This window comes from Salinicoccus sp. CNSTN-B1 (assembly GCF_054792835.1).
On the sequence record NZ_JBTWMN010000004.1, the window covers coordinates 1,173,582 to 1,192,212 of the forward strand.

14 protein-coding genes, 2 tRNA genes and 5 pseudogenes are annotated in these 18,631 nt (G+C 46.2%); 19 read left to right on the forward strand and 2 right to left on the reverse strand.

Annotated features, from left to right (window positions below; genetic code table 11):
• Positions 1-58 precede the first annotated feature (58 nt).
• Positions 59-1,128: pseudogene (gene pheS / locus ACYF68_RS07005) on the forward strand (phenylalanine--tRNA ligase subunit alpha).
• Positions 1,115-3,518: pseudogene (gene pheT, locus ACYF68_RS07010) on the forward strand (phenylalanine--tRNA ligase subunit beta). Before pheS ends, pheT begins: the two co-directional pseudogenes overlap by 14 nt.
• Positions 3,519-3,596: 78 nt before the next feature.
• Here the strand turns inward: pheT and ACYF68_RS07015 are convergent.
• Both ACYF68_RS07015 and ACYF68_RS07020 read right to left on the reverse strand, forming a co-directional pair.
• Positions 3,597-3,866: a ribonuclease H family protein gene (locus tag ACYF68_RS07015; RefSeq protein ID WP_461046031.1), complete on the reverse strand. Its 270-nt coding sequence runs from the start codon at positions 3,864-3,866 to the stop codon at positions 3,597-3,599.
• Positions 3,863-4,282, reverse strand: coding sequence for a hypothetical protein (locus tag ACYF68_RS07020; RefSeq protein ID WP_461046033.1), 420 nt, complete (start codon positions 4,280-4,282; stop codon positions 3,863-3,865). The genes ACYF68_RS07015 and ACYF68_RS07020 overlap by 4 nt, the downstream gene beginning before the upstream one ends.
• A gap of 118 nt (positions 4,283-4,400) precedes the next feature.
• Between ACYF68_RS07020 and zapA the strand changes: the two genes are divergently transcribed.
• The 17 genes and pseudogenes from zapA (at position 4,401) to ACYF68_RS07105 (ending at position 18,615) form a co-directional block, all read left to right on the forward strand.
• A complete protein-coding gene (gene zapA / locus ACYF68_RS07025; RefSeq protein WP_344702723.1) occupies positions 4,401-4,658 on the forward strand; it encodes a cell division protein ZapA in 258 nt (85 codons plus the stop codon).
• Positions 4,659-4,662: 4 nt separating this feature from the next.
• Positions 4,663-5,196 carry a CvpA family protein gene (locus tag ACYF68_RS07030; protein WP_461046036.1) on the forward strand — a complete coding sequence of 178 codons (534 nt, stop codon included), beginning with the start codon at positions 4,663-4,665 and terminating at the stop codon, positions 5,194-5,196.
• Between the two features lie 28 nt (positions 5,197-5,224).
• Positions 5,225-6,928 carry a DNA polymerase/3'-5' exonuclease PolX gene (gene polX / locus ACYF68_RS07035; RefSeq protein ID WP_461046038.1) on the forward strand — a complete coding sequence of 568 codons (1,704 nt, stop codon included), beginning with the start codon at positions 5,225-5,227 and terminating at the stop codon, positions 6,926-6,928.
• 1 nt (position 6,929) lies between these two features.
• Positions 6,930-9,260, forward strand: coding sequence for an endonuclease MutS2 (locus ACYF68_RS07040; protein ID WP_461046040.1), 2,331 nt, complete (start codon positions 6,930-6,932; stop codon positions 9,258-9,260).
• A gap of 179 nt (positions 9,261-9,439) precedes the next feature.
• Positions 9,440-9,754, forward strand: a complete 315-nt coding sequence (gene trxA / locus ACYF68_RS07045; RefSeq protein WP_344702731.1) for a thioredoxin — start codon at positions 9,440-9,442, stop codon at positions 9,752-9,754.
• Positions 9,755-9,813: 59 nt separating this feature from the next.
• A pseudogene (uvrC, locus tag ACYF68_RS07050) lies at positions 9,814-11,582 on the forward strand (excinuclease ABC subunit UvrC).
• A 128-nt stretch (positions 11,583-11,710) separates the two neighbouring features.
• Positions 11,711-12,337 (forward strand): succinate dehydrogenase cytochrome b558 subunit, encoded by a 627-nt coding sequence (locus ACYF68_RS07055; RefSeq protein ID WP_461046042.1) that lies wholly within the window; start codon positions 11,711-11,713, stop codon positions 12,335-12,337.
• Positions 12,338-12,353: 16 nt separating this feature from the next.
• A pseudogene (gene sdhA / locus ACYF68_RS07060) lies at positions 12,354-14,104 on the forward strand (succinate dehydrogenase flavoprotein subunit).
• Between the two features lie 18 nt (positions 14,105-14,122).
• Positions 14,123-14,887: a succinate dehydrogenase iron-sulfur subunit gene (sdhB, locus tag ACYF68_RS07065; protein WP_380569400.1), complete on the forward strand. Its 765-nt coding sequence runs from the start codon at positions 14,123-14,125 to the stop codon at positions 14,885-14,887.
• A gap of 88 nt (positions 14,888-14,975) precedes the next feature.
• Positions 14,976-15,419 carry a MarR family winged helix-turn-helix transcriptional regulator gene (locus tag ACYF68_RS07070; protein ID WP_380569401.1) on the forward strand — a complete coding sequence of 148 codons (444 nt, stop codon included), beginning with the start codon at positions 14,976-14,978 and terminating at the stop codon, positions 15,417-15,419.
• A pseudogene (gene racE, locus ACYF68_RS07075) lies at positions 15,412-16,223 on the forward strand (glutamate racemase). Before ACYF68_RS07070 ends, racE begins: the two are co-directional and overlap by 8 nt.
• Entirely contained in the window at positions 16,220-16,828 is a 609-nt protein-coding gene (locus ACYF68_RS07080; protein WP_461046045.1) for an XTP/dITP diphosphatase, read from the forward strand. The pseudogene racE and the gene ACYF68_RS07080 overlap by 4 nt, the downstream one beginning before the upstream one ends.
• A 194-nt stretch (positions 16,829-17,022) precedes the next feature.
• Entirely contained in the window at positions 17,023-17,310 is a 288-nt protein-coding gene (locus ACYF68_RS07085) for a metallophosphoesterase family protein (protein WP_461047523.1), read from the forward strand.
• Positions 17,311-17,395: 85 nt separating this feature from the next.
• A complete protein-coding gene (locus ACYF68_RS07090) occupies positions 17,396-17,791 on the forward strand; it encodes a thiol-disulfide oxidoreductase DCC family protein (protein ID WP_461046047.1) in 396 nt (131 codons plus the stop codon).
• A complete protein-coding gene (locus ACYF68_RS07095) occupies positions 17,788-18,342 on the forward strand; it encodes a GNAT family N-acetyltransferase (RefSeq protein ID WP_461046049.1) in 555 nt (184 codons plus the stop codon). The genes ACYF68_RS07090 and ACYF68_RS07095 overlap by 4 nt, the downstream gene beginning before the upstream one ends.
• 83 nt (positions 18,343-18,425) lie before the next feature.
• Positions 18,426-18,498 (forward strand) — tRNA-Arg (locus ACYF68_RS07100).
• Between the two features lie 43 nt (positions 18,499-18,541).
• Positions 18,542-18,615, forward strand: a tRNA-Arg gene (locus tag ACYF68_RS07105).
• Positions 18,616-18,631: the final 16 nt, after the last annotated feature.

The window sequence follows — 18,631 nt, forward strand, 5'->3', positions numbered from 1 at the left end:
CGCGGAAACTCCGTCCTTTGATGAAGGGCGGGGTTTTTTATTATATTTTAGGAGTGAAATGATGGATACATCAGAAATAGGACGAGTCCAGGAATCATTTGATCAGGCTGTGGCCCATATAGAAGATCTAAAGAGTCTACAGCAGTTAAAAGTGGAATACTTAGGTAAAAAAGGCAAAGTGACAGGACTCATGAAGGAAATGAAGAACTTGTCCAAAGATGAGCGACCTCAATTTGGAGCGGCAGTGAATGAAACACGCAACCACATAACAGAAATCATCGAACAGAAGACCCAAGCGCTTGAAGCTGAAGCGCTTGAAGCTAAACTAGCGGGAGAGACGATTGATGTTACACTGCCGGGGCGCGATTTTAGTTTGGGCAGCCCCCACCCCCTCAGCTTGATCATAGAAAATATTGAGGATTTTTTCATAGGCCTCGGCTATGAAATTGCAGAAGGGTATGAAGTGGAAACCGACTATTATAATTTTGAAGCGCTCAACTTGCCGAAATCACACCCTGCACGCGACATGCAGGATAGCTTCTATATTTCTGAGGAGATGTTGCTCAGAACACATACTTCACCTGTCCAGGCGCGCACGATGGAATCCCGGCAGGAAAGGGCCCGGTCAAGATAATCTGTCCCGGGAAAGTTTATCGTCGGGATAGTGACGACGCGACGCATAGTCACCAATTTACTCAGATTGAAGGCCTGGTGGTCGATAAGAATATTCATATGAGTGATTTGAAGGGCACTTTGGAGCTTTTTGCCAAGGAAATCTTTGGGGAAGAGCGTGAAATACGCCTTCGCCCAAGTTATTTTCCATTTACAGAACCGAGTGTAGAAGTCGATATCTCCTGCTTCAAATGCAAGGGTGACGGATGCAATGTGTGCAAGTATACTGGTTGGATAGAAATACTCGGGGCAGGGATGGTTCATCCTAATGTCCTTGAAATGGCTGGCTTTGACTCCAATGAATACTCGGGCTTCGCTTTTGGCATGGGGCCTGATAGGATAGCTATGCTGAAGCACGGTATAGAAGATATCAGACACTTCTATACAAATGATTTGAGGTTCATCAATCAGTTCAAAGTGACAGAAGATGGTGGTGCAAAGAATGAAAGTATCTAAGGAATGGTTGCAGGAGTTCATACAACTTGATGTTCCTGCAGAAGAATTGGCTGAAAAGATTACACGCGGCGGTATCGAAGTCGACGAACTGAAGGATTATACGGCAGAAATCAAAAATCTGGTGGTCGGCCATGTCCAATCAGTCGAGCAGCATCCTGAGGCAGATCGCCTTAAGGTATGTCAAGTCGATACAGGGGATGGGATCCACCAGATAATATGCGGGGCGCCTAATGTAGTTGCCGATTCCTATGTCATCGTCTGTAAAGTCGGCGGCAGGCTCCCTGGTGGTGTGAAGATCAAACGGGCAAAACTACGCGGTGAAGTCTCGGAAGGAATGATATGTTCGCTTGAGGAGCTTGGCATCAATGAAGATCAGGTCCCGTCGGAATATCGTGATGGAATCTTCATTTTTAAAGAGGCGAAAACTGCCGGCGAAGATGCGCTTCGGGCATTGTGTCTCGATGATCAGGTCATGGAATTCGACTTGACCCCAAACCGCAAAGACGCCCTCAGCATGATAGGTGTTGCCTATGAAGCGCGTGCTCTATTCGGTGGGGATGTTTCGCTCCCTGAATACAATATTGATGAAGCGCATCTTGGTGATGACGAATTGAGCGTCGATAATGAAGATGTTCAGGCAGTCCCTTACTATGCAGCCCGGGTGGTTGAAGGCGTCAAAGTTTATCCCTCACCCGTCTGGATGCAGATACGTCTGATCAAGGCAGGTTTCCGTCCGATCAACAATATCGTCGACATATCCAACTATGTGCTGCTTGAATTCGGACAGCCATTGCATATGTTCGATCGTCAGCAGATTGGCTCGGATAAGATTGTGACGCGCTACGCCAAGGAAAACGAAAAGATGACGACACTGGATGGTAAGGAACAGACCCTCAAGCAGAGTGATATCGTTGTAACCAACGGCAATGAGCCGATTGCCCTGGCCGGTGTCATGGGTGGCGCATTTTCTGAAGTCACAGAGAACACGACCGACGTCGTCATCGAATCGGCAGTCTTTGATGCATTTTCCGTGCGCAAGACAAGTAATCGTCTGAACTTGCGCAGTGAAGCATCATCGCGTTTCGAAAAGAGTGTTTCCCATGAATTTGTACTGAAGGCACTCGACCGCGCAGCTTATCTCCTGCAGAAATATGCAGGCGGTAAAGTGACGTCACAAGTCATCTCGGCAGGTGAACTGGATGTAGAAGATTCCACGATAGAAATTACAGGGGACTACATCAATAATCGGTTAGGCATGGATCTGACCGTCAAAGAGATTACCGATGTCCTAGGTAAGCTGGGGCTTGTTGCTTCGGAAAAAGAAGGGGTGTTGACGGTGTCGATACCGTCAAGGCGCGATGACTTGAAGATTAAAGCAGACATCACAGAGGAAATTGCAAGAATATACGGTTATGATGCTTTGCCGAGCTCGCTCCCCAGTATTCGAAGATTACTCCAGGGCAATTGACGGATGTCCAGAAAAGGTCCGGATCATAAGACACCAACTGGAATCGCTTGGCTTATCGCAGGCGGTCAACTATGCGTTGACAAGCCGTAGTCAAGCCGGACAATTTACGGAAGTCAACGAAACATTGGATCTTCTGATGCCGATGAGTGAAGACCACGCGGTGCTGCGCACCAGTCTGGTGCCTCATCTCATTGATAATGCGGTATATAACAGCAACCGCCAACAAAAAGACGTCCAACTGTATGAAATGGGCAGAATATTCATCCCGCGCGGAGAAGCGGAACTCCCGTTGGAAAAAGAAATGCTTGCTGGTATAGTGACGGGTGATATGCACCGTACAGATTGGCTCGGTGTCAAAGTGCCTGCAGATTTCTATGCAGCCAAAGGCATCGTGGAGACGGTGTTTGAGAAACTCGGCATGTCTGCACATATCACCTATCGACCGTCTTCCCGATTGAGCGAGATGCATCCCGGCAGAACAGCAGACATCATTCTCGAGAATGATACTGTCATCGGATTCGTAGGTGAAGTCCACCCTGCGTATGCAAATGAGAATGATTTGGATGGTGCTGCAGTATTTGAAATCAGCATGGGTGAATTGCTTGAGAAGGCACAAGGGGAGATCATCTATCAGCAGTTGTCGAAGTATCCGTCCATTACACGGGACATCGCGCTGGTGGTCCCTTCTGAGACACATGCTGGAGACTTGGTTGAGACAGTCCGGAAAACAGCTGGAAAATACCTTAATGATGTCTTTGTCTTTGACGTGTATGAAGGTGAGCGCCTGGAGGCGGGGAATAAATCAATCGCCTTGAGACTCGTTTACCTGAATAAAGAGGAAACACTGACCGATGCGGAAGTGGAAGCATCCTACAACCCGGTTGTACAGGCACTGGAAGCACAAGGTGCACATATCAGATGATAAATGAAGATGCCTATGGCGGACGATGTCGCCATAGGCATCTTTACTCTTTTGAAGTGCACCATACAAATAATACCGTCAGCCATGATTTCTGCTGTTCATCAGGCCGATGACTTTTTGACGTGATTTGAAGTGTTTTTTAGTGATGGCATCAAGGTACTCCAAGCCATGCTTCTTTGCAAGCTTGGCAGCGAAGACATCGGTTTTGTTGCTTGCACCGCGCGGCACCTCTGCTTTTAGGTTACGGTTCAGGTTCTCCATCTGTTCCAAGTATTTGCTGCGTGCCAGTATGCTTGCACAGGCTACCGCGATGGATTTGGATTCCGCTTTTGTTTCCTGGTATATCAAATCTTCATGGAAAGGGTGGGGACGTATTTCCGATATGCATTTTCAGATGTGAACTGGTCGATTACAATGGCTTCCAATGCCTCCTTCCAGTCATCCGTCATTTTTTCATGGACATTTCTGATGCAGTGGTCGTGGAGCACTGCCTTGAGTTTGACTATGTTCCATCCCTGATCAATCTTTTCATTGTAGGAAGGGTTATCGAGTATTACAAGGGAGTACGGGACGATATGTATGATGTCGCCTGCGATTTTCCTGACTGTGCTGTTGCTTAAGTTCTTGGAGTCCCTTACGCCAAGTTCTTTGAGGAGTGCGACTTTATCCTTCGGAACATAGGCTGCGCAGACTGTCATCGGTCCAAAGTAGTCGCCGACCCCTGCTTCATCGCTGCCGATCGTATTCATAGTGTCATAGTTCATGGCTATCCTACCTTTATGTTTTTTCTTATGCATATACTTGTATAAGATTGATTACATAAGTATAATAAATTAATGATAACATATGGGAACCGAAATTTTTACGGGGAGGCAATGTCAGATGGCAGAATATAAAAACCGCATTGCTGTCGAAATCAATGATCAACAATATACTTTAGTTGGGGAAGAGGACCCTCAGCATATTCGTTATGTAGCGAGGCTCGTCGATGAGAAGATCCAGGAAATTGGAGCGAAGAATGCAGGTTTGGATACAACGCGAAAGGCAGTGCTCACAGCAGTGAATGTCATGGATGAGTATGTCAAATTGCTTGAGAAGCACCAGGCGTTAATAGAAGAGATGGAAGAGCAGGGTAAATGATATCATGACACTCATACTGCTGATACTTCTGATTGCAGGAATGGTGATAGGATACAGAAGAGGAATGGTCCTCCAACTGCTCCACTTGATTGGAACGCTCTCTGCCATCATCATCTCCGCTAAAAACTATGAGAGGCTGGCTGCACGCTTCGATATGGTGATGCCCTATCCTTCAACTTCCGACACGCTTACCAATCCCCTCATGCCGGAATTGGCGAATGCTGAACATGCGTTTTATAATATGACCGCTTTTTTCATCATCTTCATCATCTCCAAAATCATCATCCAACTTATCGTCAGCGCATTCGATTACCTGCAACAGATTAGTGTATTCGGTATAGTTGGTGATATAGTGGGCACTTTGCTCGGCCTTATAGAAATGGTCTATATACTGGCGGTTTTCTTGACGATGATCGCCTTAGTGCCGCTCGATTTCATCGAAACGATGGTAGGGGAATCCGGTTTGGCTCAATTCCTGCTGGACAACACATTCATCCTTTCCGAAAAATTCATAGAATGGTTACAGAGTGAGTCATAGGAATATGGCTCTTTTTTAGGAGGTAGACATGACTAAGAAGGACATAATCAATCTGCTTGAGACCATAGGGACCTACATGGAATTAGCACTGGAAAACCCATTTAAGGTCTCTGCTTACCGCAAGGCTGCAAGTACTATAGAGCGAGATCCAAGGACACTTTCTGAAATCGAAGACTTCTCAGAGCTGAAAGGTATAGGTAAAGGGGTCAATGAAGTTATTGAAGAGTATGTGAATACCGGCCGTTCCACTACGCTCGAAGATCTGAAGGCGACTGTCCCGGCGTCACTGATCCAGCTGCTGCATCTCCCGACACTCGGCGCTAAGAAAGTGGCGAAACTGCATAAGGAGCTTGGCGTCACTACTTTGGAAGGGTTGAGGGCGGAATGCGAGGCTGGCAACGTTAGCGCGTTGAGCGGTTTTGGGAAAAAGACTGAAGAAAACATCATCAAAGGAATCGATGACTTGCTTACGCGTCCTGAACGCCATCCAATCGAAACGATTCAGAAATTTAAAGCGATGATTACGGATGCATTAAAGGAATTGGAAGGGGTCAAGCGGTTTGATGTCGCCGGCAGTGCGCGCCGTTATAAGGAAATGAGCAAGGACTTGGATTTTATCGTGGAAGCAGACGACTTGCAGCAGGTTACGGAAACGTTTTTGGAACTGCCGCTCATAAAAGAGGTGGTTGCCAGGGGTGAGCGTAAGCTGTCCGTAGTTGCCGAATACAACTTCGATCAGATCAATGTCGATATCCGTTTCACAACACCTGGTGCGTACCATACTACACTTCACCATTTCACCGGTTCCAAGGCACACAACGTAAGAATGAGGCAGAACGCCAAATCACGGGGTGAGAAAATCAGTGAGTACGGCATTGAAAAGGACGGTGAGATGCTTACATTCTCTTCCGAAGAAGACCTTTTCGATCATTTCAATCTGCCCTATATCCCTCCTGCGATGCGCGAGTCAGGAGAAGAGGTGGATATGGATGTGAGTGAAATTGTAGCTCCAGAAGACATTCGAAGTGACTTGCATATGCACACCGTCTACAGTGATGGCGCCCATTCGATTTCTGAAATGATCGAAGCGTGCATTGAAAAGGGATACGAATACATGGTCATCACAGATCATTCGAAGAGCCTTAAAGTTGCAAATGGGCTGGATGAGAAAAGACTTAGGCAGCAGATTGAGGAAGTGAAAAGCTTGCGGCCGAAATATCCGGAAATAGATATTTACACCGGCACCGAGATGGATATATTAAAAGATGGCAGCCTGGACTTTGATGATGATATACTCGGTGAATTGGATTATGTCATCGCTGCCATCCATTCCAGTTTCCAACAGACTGAAGAACAAATCATGAAGCGTCTGGAAGCAGCGTGTGATAACCCATACGTCAGACATATCGCCCATCCCACTGGACGACTCATTGGAAAAAGAGACGGTTATGCCGTTAATATGGAACGGTTGATCAAAAAGGCAAAAGAAACGGGGACAGTGCTCGAAGTGAACGCGAACCCAAGACGCTTGGACCTATCTTCCGATGTGATACGCCATTCCAGCCTGATGTTGACGGTCAACACAGACGCCCACCATACAGATCACTTGGATTTTATGGAATACGGGGTCGCTACACTGCAAAAAGGTCTGGTGAAAAAAGACCAGGTGATCAATACGTTCACAAGGGAAAAATTCAGGGAATGGATCAAAAATGGAAAACAGAGGTTTTAAAATGAATGAAAGAACAATAAAAACTTTAGAGTTCGATAAAATACTCGCTGAGTTGGGGAATCTGGCCGAGAGTGAGAAGACAAAGCAGGCCATCAGTGAGGATATCATATCCACCGATATAGAAGTCGTCCGTCAGATGATCGATGAGGTTGATGATGCGTCCACGATGCTGAGGTATCGGGCAGTAGAACTTTCAGGCATCACTGATATCAAACGTCATCTGAAGCGTGCGGAGATAGGCAGCATGCTCGGCGTCGCAGAATTGAATGAAATCCGGATGATGCTGAACCGTAAACATACGCTTGAAGGCGTGTTCGATGAGTTTGAAGCGGATGAAATCAATCTTATGCATCTGCCCCTTTATATCAACGGCCTTCCCGATATCCATTTCCTATACCGTAGAATTTCTGAGACCTGTGATGCCCACCAGGTTTTGGATCATGCGTCGGAAGCCCTTCTTAGAATCCGCCGCAAAATCAAGGCAGAAGAAGGCAAAATAAGAGAACGCCTAAATGATATCGTTCGCGGCAACAATCAGAAGAAGTTATCGGATAACCTCATCACAATGCGCAACAACCGGTATGTCGTACCCGTAAAGGTTGAACATCAAGGTGATTTCAATGGCATCGTGCATGATATATCAGCGAGTGGCCAAACTGTCTATATGGAGCCCATGCTTGTCGTTCAGATGACAAACCAGATCCAGCACTTGAAGGATGAGGAGCAATCTGAAGTGGAACGTATCCTCTATGCATTGTCTGCTGAAGTCGCAACAGTCAGCAGTGAATTATCCATGACCGATGATGCACTCCACCATATTGATCTGGTATTCGCCAAAGCGCGTTACGGTAAAAGCATCAATGGTACAAAACCTGATATCATGACTGAGGGTGGTATTTATCTGCCCGCAGCATTCCATCCGTCCATCCCGGCAGATGAAGTGGTGAAGAATGATATCATAATGGATGATGAAACGCGTGCTGTGATCATAACGGGACCGAATACCGGCGGTAAGACAGTCACACTGAAGACGCTTGGTCTGAGCGTGCTTATGGCCCAGTCCGGCATACCCATACCAGCGAGGGACGGCAGCCGTCTAAAGCTGTTCCGTAAGGTATTCAGTGATATCGGGGATGAGCAATCCATCGAACAGTCTCTTTCGACGTTTTCAAGTCATATGACGAATATCACCGGGATACTCGAAGAAGCGGATGAGGAGAGTCTTGTAGTCCTTGATGAATTGGGGGCGGGCACAGATCCTGAAGAAGGGGCAGCCCTGGCCATCAGCATCTTAGAATATCTGCTTTCAAAGCAGTCGACCATAGTAGCGACAACGCACTATCCTCAATTGAAATCATTCAGCTATACACGGGAAGACACCATTAATGCGAGTGTCGAGTTCGATGTGGAGACGCTCTCCCCGACATATCGCCTTCTTATGGGAATCCCCGGCAAGTCCAATGCTTTTGAAATATCCAATAAACTCGGATTGGAAGAGAGTGTCATTGAGCGGGCACGTTCCCTTGCTGGACGTGACTCGGAAGATGTCAATGAAATGATTACAGCACTTGAGAGGCACACGAAGACCGCCAGGGCAAATGAAGAAGAGACAGCGCGTCTTCTGAAGGAAACAGAACAGCTCCATGCTGAACTGGATGCGTATATGGAAAGTCATGAAGAGTATAAAGAAAAAATCAGAAAAGAGGCGCGCGAATCAGCCAACCGCATCATCAAGCAGGCAGAAGCGCGCGCAGAGACTGTCATCCAAACTCTTGAGAACATGAAGCAACGCGGCGCGGATATACAGGAACATGAAATGATAGAGCAGAAAAAACAGTTATCTGATAGTTATCATCAAGAAGATATCCGTAAAAAAGAGCGCGCTAAGGAAAAAGAGCGCATTGAACGCGGAGATGAAGTGGATGTCTTGTCCTATGGCCAAAAGGGTGAAGTGCTTGAAGTGGATGACGACTCCGTCACTGTACAGATGGGCATCATCAAAATGAAGGTAGGCCTCGACGAGGTCAAGAAGAGGAAGAAAGAAAAGCAACAGCAGCGGACCGTATCACGCCGGGTAGGGAAAACACCAGTGAAGAGGGAGCTTGACCTGAGGGGAGAGCGCTATGAAGAAGCACTCCAGAAACTTGATCGTTATCTTGACCAGGTCCTGCTCTCCAATTACAATGAAGTTGAAATCATTCATGGGAAGGGGACCGGTGCGCTCCAAAAAGGCGTACAGCAGTTCCTGAAATCCCATTCTAAAGTGAAATCCTTTAGAGGCGGCATGCCTGGTGAGGGTGGCTTCGGTGTAACGATCGTTGAGATGAAGTAGGTGGTCTGATGGATAATTTTGATATGTATAAACTCGCCAAAGTGCTGATTGTAATTGGTGTCATCATGTTTTTGGGTGGCATCGTCTACTTAGCTTTTTTGGCATAGGCAGTAAAATTGAGCATGCTTAACGTGCATGATATAATCAACTCATAATTCAACTTATTGGAGGAATTTCAAATGGCAATAATCGAAGTGAATGACCAGAATTTCAAACAAGAAGTAAACAGCGGCGTCAAATTGGTGGATTTCTGGGCACCATGGTGCGGACCTTGTAAAATGATTGCACCTGTACTCGAAGAAGTAGCCCAAGAAGTGGATGGTAAAGCAGACATCGCCAAACTTAATGTTGATGATAACCAGGCTACAGCAAGTGAATATGAAGTTATGAGCATTCCGACGCTCATCCTGTTCAAAGATGGGGAGCCTGTAGATAAAGTCGTTGGCTTCCAACCAAAAGAACAGCTTGTAGCACTTATTGAAAAACACGCATAATGAATGAGCCGCCCTCTGAGGCGGCTTTTTTATCATTTAATTCAATATGAGGGATGATTATGGAAGAACTTAAATTGAAATTATCCGTCCTGCCGACTGAACCAGGCTGCTATTTGATGAAAGACCGTCATGGCATCGTGATCTACGTCGGTAAGGCGAAAAATCTCCGCAATAGGGTCAAATCCTATTTTTCCGGGGCCCATGATGAGAAAACGATGCGTCTTGTAAAAGAAATCGAAGACTTCGATTTCATAGTAACCAATTCCGAAGTCGAATCACTGCTGCTTGAACTCAACCTCATCAAGAAGCATTACCCAAGGTTCAACATACTCCTGAAAGATGATAAGAGTTATCCCTTTATCAAAATCACAAAGGAGAGACACCCTAAACTTATCGTCACCCGTACAGTCAAGCCATCTTCCGGCACCTATTTCGGGCCATATCCCAATGCCTACAGTGCACACGAGACAAAAAAACTGCTCGACAGGATATACCCGCTCAGGAAATGCAATACGATGCCGGATCGACTGTGCCTTTATTATCACATCGACCAATGCCTCGGGCCTTGTGTATATGAGGTCAGTCAGGACCAATATAAAGAGATGATTGATGGCATAACCCGCTTCCTTAATGGAGACACCAAACAGATAACGGACGAATTGAAGGATAAGATGCAGAAAGCTTCCGAAGACCTGGAGTTTGAACAGGCCAAGGAATACAGGGATCTGCTTGGTCATATAGAGGCTACAATGAACAAGCAGAAGATGATGACCAAGGACATGACTGCACGCGACTGCTTCGGTTACAGCATATCCAAAGGGTGGATGGCAGTATCAGTATTATTGATAAGAAATGGCAACCTCATTGAGAAGAAGGCAGATATGTTCGCAATAAATGATGAGCCGCAGGAAGAATTTTTCAGGTACATTGCCCAATTCTATGATGTGAAATCCAATCTGTTGCCAAAAGAAGTCCATATACCGAGTCATCTGGAGCATGAAGTCATTGCAGAGTATCTGCCTGTCAGTGTCATACAGCCCAAACGGGGTCAAAAGCGCGAAATGGTCGATCTTGCAACGAAGAATGCCGAGATAGCGCTCAGCAATAAATTCGAGATGATTGAAAAAGATGAGGCCAGAACCGTAAAGGCGATAGAGAAACTTGGGAAGCGCTCAATATCGAAACGCCTGTGCGCATAGAAGCCTTCGACAACTCGAATATACAAGGTGTCGACCCGGTCAGCGTCATGGTGGCCTTTGTCGATGGGAAGCCGAGCAAGAAGGATTACCGGAAATATAAAATAAGGACCGTCACCCAGCCGGATGACTATGCTTCCATGGCTGAAGCAGTCAGAAGACGCTACACACGTGTTCTTAGAGAAGGGTTACCATTGCCTGATCTACTTATTGTAGATGGCGGCGTGGGTCACATGAATACCGTCAAATCCGTACTCCTCGATGAATTGTCTTTGGATATCCCTGTAGCGGGGTTGGCCAAAAATGACAAACATAAGACGGCTGAACTCCTCTACGGCGATGATGCATCAATCATACCGCTTAAAAAGAATTCACAGGAATTCTACCTTCTGCAAAGGATACAAGACGAGGTGCACAGGTTCGCAATCAGCTTCCACCGCAATACAAGAAGGAAGACATCCGTGACCTCCCGATTGGATGGTATTGAAGGTGTGGGGCCAAAACGCAAACAGAAATTACTGAGCCACTTCGGTTCAATCAAACGCATGAGTGAGAAGGAAGTGGCAGACTTTACCGAGATAGGCATACCTGCGCCGATCGCAAAACGCATTTTGGAAACATTGAAAGACTGAACAGCAGCACTCGAATGGGCATGATCTTTTTTATGCAACACGTCAAGTCGCCTTGATTTATATAATTCTTGGGAGTAAAATGGTGTGTGTATAAACTTATTTCATTGGAGAGTTAGGGGGGAATTCGAGTGTCAAAACAAGATTCAAGTTTTGCGATCAGGCGGCTTCATTCGTTGCTGGGTGTAATTCCGCTGGGTGTATTTCTTATTCAGCACTTGGTCGTCAACCACTTTGCAACACGTAGTGAAGAAGCGTTCAATACTGCAGCCGGATTCATGGCAAGTCTGCCTTTTGTTCTGTTTTTGGAGATTTTCGTAATCTATCTTCCGATTCTGTTTCATGGCGTCTACGGCATCTACATCGCGTTCACTGCGAAGTATAATATAGGCGGAAAAGGCTATGGTTTCCACAGTACATACAGAAACTGGCTGTTTGCACTTCAGAGAATCAGTGGTGTGATTGCATTCATCTTCATCGCAATCCACGTGTTCCAGACAAGGGTGCAGGTGTTCTTTGGAGCGGAGGTCAATTTTGACCTGGTACATCAGATTGTAAACAACCCAGCATGGTTGGTGTTCTATATCGTCGGAATCATTGCGACTGTATATCACTTCGCCAATGGCCTGTGGGCATTCATGATTACATGGGGCTTCACACAATCTGATAGATCACAGCGCATGATGAGCTATGTATCAGCGGTCATCTTTGTAGTGGTCAGCTTCATCGGCATTCAAGCAATATTGGCATTTATCTAATTAAGGAGTGGACAGAATGGCTAATGACAAAATTATCGTTGTCGGGGCGGGCTCGCCGGTCTTATGGCAACGATCAAAGCGGCTGAAACAGGAGCTGAAGTAGACCTGTTTTCTATAGTGCCAGTGAAACGTTCTCACTCCGTATGTGCCCAAGGTGGCATCAATGGGGCAGTCAACACCAAGGGTGAAGGCGACTCTCCAGCGATCCACTTTGATGACACAGTGTACGGTGGAGACTTCCTGGCCAACCAACCACCAGTCAAGGCGATGACTGATGCAGCGCCGGATATAATCCATCTGCTGGACCGCATGGGGGTCATGTTCAACAGGACAAACGAAGGATTACTTGATTTCCGACGCTTCGGTGGTACACTTCACCACAGGACGGCTTATGCCGGTGCAACGACTGGACAACAGTTGCTGTACGCCCTGGATGAGCAGGTCAGGAAGTTTGAAGTAGATGGCCTCGTCAATAAATACGAAGGCTGGGAATTTCTTGGAGTCGTCCTTGACGATGAAGGACGTGCGCGTGGCATTACTGCACAGCAGATAACGAGTGCAGAAATTCAGACATTCAAGTCTGATGCAGTCATAATGGCGACAGGTGGCCCTGGAATCATCTTTGGAAAATCGACGAACTCCATGATCAACACTGGTTCTGCAGCTTCAGTCGTTTATCAGCAAGGTGCAGTATATGCAAATGGCGAGTTCATCCAGATCCACCCGACCGCAATACCTGGAGATGATAAGCTCAGGTTGATGAGTGAGTCGGCCAGGGGAGAAGGGGGACGCATCTGGACTTATAAAGATGGCAAACCTTGGTACTTCTTGGAAGAGAAGTATCCAGATTACGGAAACCTTGTGCCAAGGGATGTCGCCACACGTGAAATCTTCGATGTGTGCGTCAACCAGAAGCTCGGCATCAATGGCGAAAACATGGTGTACCTCGACTTATCACATAAAGATCCACACGAGCTCGATGTTAAATTGGGCGGAATCATAGAAATTTATGAGAAATTCACGGGTGATGACCCGCGTAAAGTGCCGATGAAAATATTCCCGGCAGTCCACTACTCAATGGGTGGCCTGTATGTTGACTACGACCAGATGACGAATATCCCTGGACTCTTCGCTGCAGGAGAATGTGATTATTCCCAGCATGGCGGCAATAGGCTCGGAGCGAATTCCCTTCTGTCGGCAATATACGGCGGAACAGTAGCCGGACCTAATGCGATAGAATACGTCAGAGGTCTTGACACCACATATGAAGATCTTGATGATTCCCTCTATGAGAAATATGTCAATATGGCACAAGAGAATTTTGACGCCATCATGAGCATGGACGGCGATGAAAACGCTTATGTCATCCATAAGGAACTCGGTGAACTCATGACGGATAATGTAACAGTTGTCCGCCACAACGATAAACTCCTCGAAACGGATAAAAAGATCGTTGAGCTTATGGAACGCTATCAGCGCATAAACATCAATGATACGAAGAAATGGAGCAACCAAGCTGCCTTCTTCACGCGCCAATTATGGAACATGTTGGTACTTGCACGTGTCATCACGATCGGTGCATACAACAGAAACGAATCACGCGGTGCGCATTACAAACCTGAATTCCCAGAACGTAATGATGAAGAATGGTTGAAGACGACTAAGGCATACTTCGAAGGCCCGAAAGAAGCACCTCGATTCGAGTATGAAGAAGTGGATGTCAGTCTGATCCCACCGCGTAAGAGGGATTATACTAAAAAAAGCTAGAAAGGAGTGCGGAGATAGATGAGTGAGAAAAAGATAAAATTTTCAATAAAACGTCAGGAAAACAAAGAATCCCAATCGTATTGGGAAGAGTTTGAAGTACCTTACCGTGAGAATATGAACGTCATAAGTGCTCTGATGGAAATCCAGCGGAACCCTGTTAATGTTAAAGGTGAGCGTACCACTCCTGTCACTTGGGATATGAACTGTCTTGAGGAAGTATGTGGCGCCTGTTCAATGGTCATCAATGGTGGTGCACGCCAATCTTGTACTGCATTGGTCGATCAGTTGGATCAGCCGATCAAGCTTGAACCAATGTCCACATTCCCGGTTGTCAAAGACTTGCAGGTCGATCGATCATTCATGTTCGATAGTCTGAAACGTGTCAAGGCGTGGGTTCCAATCGATGGAACATATGATCTTGGTCCTGGACCACGCATGCCTGAAAAGAAACGTCAGACTGCGTATGAACTGTCAAAATGTATGACATGCGGCGTATGCCTGGAAGTATGTCCTAACGTCAATGACAGCTCCCAATTCATGGGTGCTGCCCCAATCAGCCAAGTCAGACTGTTCAACCTCCACCCGACAGGGAGCATGAACAAGAATGAGCGGCTGGATGCATTGATGGGCGTAGGTGGAGTTGCCGAGTGCGGTATGGCGCAGAACTGTGTCAAAGCATGCCCGAAAGGTATTCCATTGACTACATCAATCGCGGCAATGCAGCGGGAAACAAACTTCCATATGTTCAAATCCTTCTTCGGAAGCGACCATGAAGTAGAATAATATTGAAATAGGAGGAGCAGTGCTCTTCCTATTTTTTTATTTTCAATTACGATATAATGAAATAAATCAGCGGGAAGGACTGTGGATAATGAGTGATAAGGAAGCAATCATCTCCATAGAAAAGTCAATCAGATACATATCTGTTCATGTGAAAAGCCATGGCAGGGAAATACTTAAAGAGTATGAGATTTCGCCACTGCAGTTCGTGGCGCTTCAATGGGTGGATGATAAGGTCGGCATTACGATAGGTGAGTTGTCGAACAGATTGTATTTGGCGCATTCAACTACAACTGATATCGTGGATAAGCTTGAAAATGGCGCATTCGTCAAGAGACAGAAATATGAAAAGGACAAACGTATCGTTCTGGTGCTCATGCAGGACAAAGGACGAGAAGTCATAAAAGAAGTCATCAATAAGCGGATATCCTATATCTCTGATATCACTTCACATCTGACGGAGGAAGAGAAAAGTATGCTGCCGGATGTCCTTGAATCAATACTCGATGAAAGTGAACGAAGAAGTGATGGATAGGCCGATTGGAGTCATGGATTCTGGTGTTGGGGGCCTTACAGTAGTAAGGGAGGTCATCAGGCAGCTGCCGAATGAATCCATTATATATCTTGGGACTTGAACAGGTGCCCCTACGGTGATAGGCCAATGGACCAGGTCAGAAGATACACGATGGAAGTCGCAGATGTCCTTGTGGCGCGTGGTATAAAAATGCTTATAGTGGCGTGTAACACAGCTACTGCAGCTGCTCTCGACATACTGAGGGAGAGATACACGATTCCGGTAGTCGGTGTGATCGGGCCCGGGGCGCGCAGTGCAATCCAAAGCAGCAATAATCAGAATGTCATTGTTCTTGCAACGAATGGTACAGTCGACTCCGGCGCCTACCCTGAAGCCATCCAGCGCATCAACCGTAAATTCAATGTGGAAAGTACAGCTTGTCCGAAGCTGGTGCCTCTAGTCGAGGAACTGCGCTATAAAGATAAGGTTGTGGTACGGGTCGTCCTTCATCAGACATTGAAGCATCTACACAGCTCCAAGGCAGACACAATCATCCTTGGCTGTACACATTATCCACTGCTGGCGGATGAGATATATGATTATTTTTCCGGTAGAAAAAAAGTCATCGACTCGGGGCACGAAACAGCGCGCGAAGCGAGTTCAATACTTACTGCGCTTAAGGCACATGCGCCATCGCAATCTGAACCGACCTATACCATGATCGTCAATGGCAAGACGGAACGATTCGAATATATTTTGAAGGATTGGATGCCTTTCCTCGATTATGAAATTGAACAGATTACACTTGAGGAGGAGACTCAATGAAGATCGTTATTGCTACAGGCAACAAAGGGAAAATCAGGGACTTTAAGACAATATTTTCAGATGTGGAAGTAATCGGCATCAAGGAACTGCTCCCCGACTTCGAGGTGGAGGAGACAGAAGATACATTCGAGGGGAATGCTGTACTGAAGGCTGAATCAGCCTCCAAGGCACTTGGTCTGCCAGTCATCAGTGATGACTCGGGTCTATGCGTCGATGCCCTTGATGGAGCCCCCGGCGTATATTCTGCCAGATATGCAGGCTTAGGGGCGAGCGATGAAGATAACAACCGTAAATTGCTGGCAGCCCTGACGGATGTTGAAGATCGATCGGCAAGATTCGTCTGTGTCATTGCACTGGCGATTCCTGGCAGAGATACGAGGAGCTATATTGGACAACTGCACGGGGAGATATTGGAATCCCCGGCTGGAGAGGGGGGCTTCGGCTATGATCCGCTATTTAAGACACTGCAGGGTGAATACTTGGGGATGATTAACACAGAACAAAAAGGGGAAATAAGTCATAGGAGAAAGGCGTTGGAGAAATTGAAGCATGATGCTTCAGCATTCGAGATTTTGTTAAATCATGACGGGGGTGCAGATAGATGAAGATATTGATTGTAAGTGATAATCACGGAGAAAAAAATATCGTATATGATGCATTCGGCAGGAACAGCGGCAGTTTGAACATTCATCTGGGGACAGCGAGTTTGAATATGATGATACTGAGATGCGCCACTTCGAACGTGTCGGGGGAATGTCGATACGGATTCACGTTATCCTGTGGAAGGGTACGATGAAGCATCCGGGATTTCTATACCCATGGGCATTATTACGGTATAAAGAAGGATCGAGGCAAGCTTGCATCACGAGCACGTGAATATGACGCCAGTTATGCTTTATATGGACATTCCCATATTGCAAAAGCTGAAAAAATAAATGGTGTCTATTGCATCAACCCGGGCAGCATATCACTTTCAAAAGGGGAGATGCCTGAATCCTATGCCGTTTTAGACACAGATAATAATGTCGTGACATTCCTTGGACGTGACCATAAAGTGTTGAAGGAAACAGATCTTAGCAATCTATAGGGATCTGGTGCTCGAGCGTATTGAGTATCATAGTGCTGAATATCGAAGTTTTAAATAGAAGAATCGCTGGCTGGGAGGATAGACCATGAACATTCTTTATTTTGATGATGATTGCATCATCTGCAACCGATTTGCAAAATTCATCACCACTCTGGACCGGCAAGATAAAGTGCGGTTCCAATCCATCAAAACATTGGATACCGTCATGCCGGAAGAAGTCGATTCGCTTATTTATTATTCCGATGACATCTATATATATTCGGATGCAGTGATTGAAGTGCTCGCTGACACGACTGGTTTTAAACCGGTCAAATTAATGAAGGCCATCCCCATATGCTGGAGAAATGCATTGTACAAATTGGTTGCCGCCAACCGCCATCGCGTAAACAGGGGAAATCATGTACAATCGATCCGGAGGTGCGCAGCAAGATTGTTAAATCCACGAAATGAAGTCGTTATGCAAAGGAGTGCAGAGAGATGATCATCACCGTAGATTCTGAAATAGAATTGAGGGCCCTAACTCCAAAAGAGAATGAAGTGGTCTATAAAGCAATAGATGAGAACAGAGGACACTTGAGAAAGTGGCTCGCGTGGGTTGATTATATGACAAGCGCAGCCGATTACATAGAAATCATCCAGATGTGGCAAAATGCGATAGATGAAGGAAGCGGTATGCAGCTTGGAATTTTCTATCGCGGCAGTTTCGTAGGGATGTGCGGATATAATGAAATTTTTTCCATGAGCCATAGGGGACAAATAGGCTATTGGATAGTGAAGGAAGCGGAAGGTAGAGGAATAGTGAGCCGTGCTGTCGAGCCCCTCATCCAATATGGGTTTGAAGTGGTCGATTTGAATCGGATAGAGATCATATGTGGCGTCTTCAATTACCGTAGCCGGGCGTTGCCGGAATCACTCGGATTCGTCAAAGAGGGTGTCATGAAAGAGTATGAATACCTATATGACCATTTTCACGACTGTATAATGTACCGCCAGTTGAAAGCGGAATATGAGGATTGGAAAAGTCTGCTTTGATTGTGTAATAAAACATCAATAGTTTTAAAAATAAGTTTGACTTTTATCGGCACGATTGATTATAATGGTACTTGTCTGATTAAGTCCTGGTAGCTCAGTCGGATAGAGCAATGGCCTTCTAAGCCATCGGTCGGGGTTCGAATCCCTCCCAGGATGCTAAAAAACCCCGCTTCTGGGGTTTTTCTTTTTATCATATCTTGTCCCAGTAGCTCAGCAGGATAGAGCGACAGCCTCCTAAGCTGTAGGTCGGGGGTTCGAATCCCTCCTGGGACGTCCATACCCTTCATAT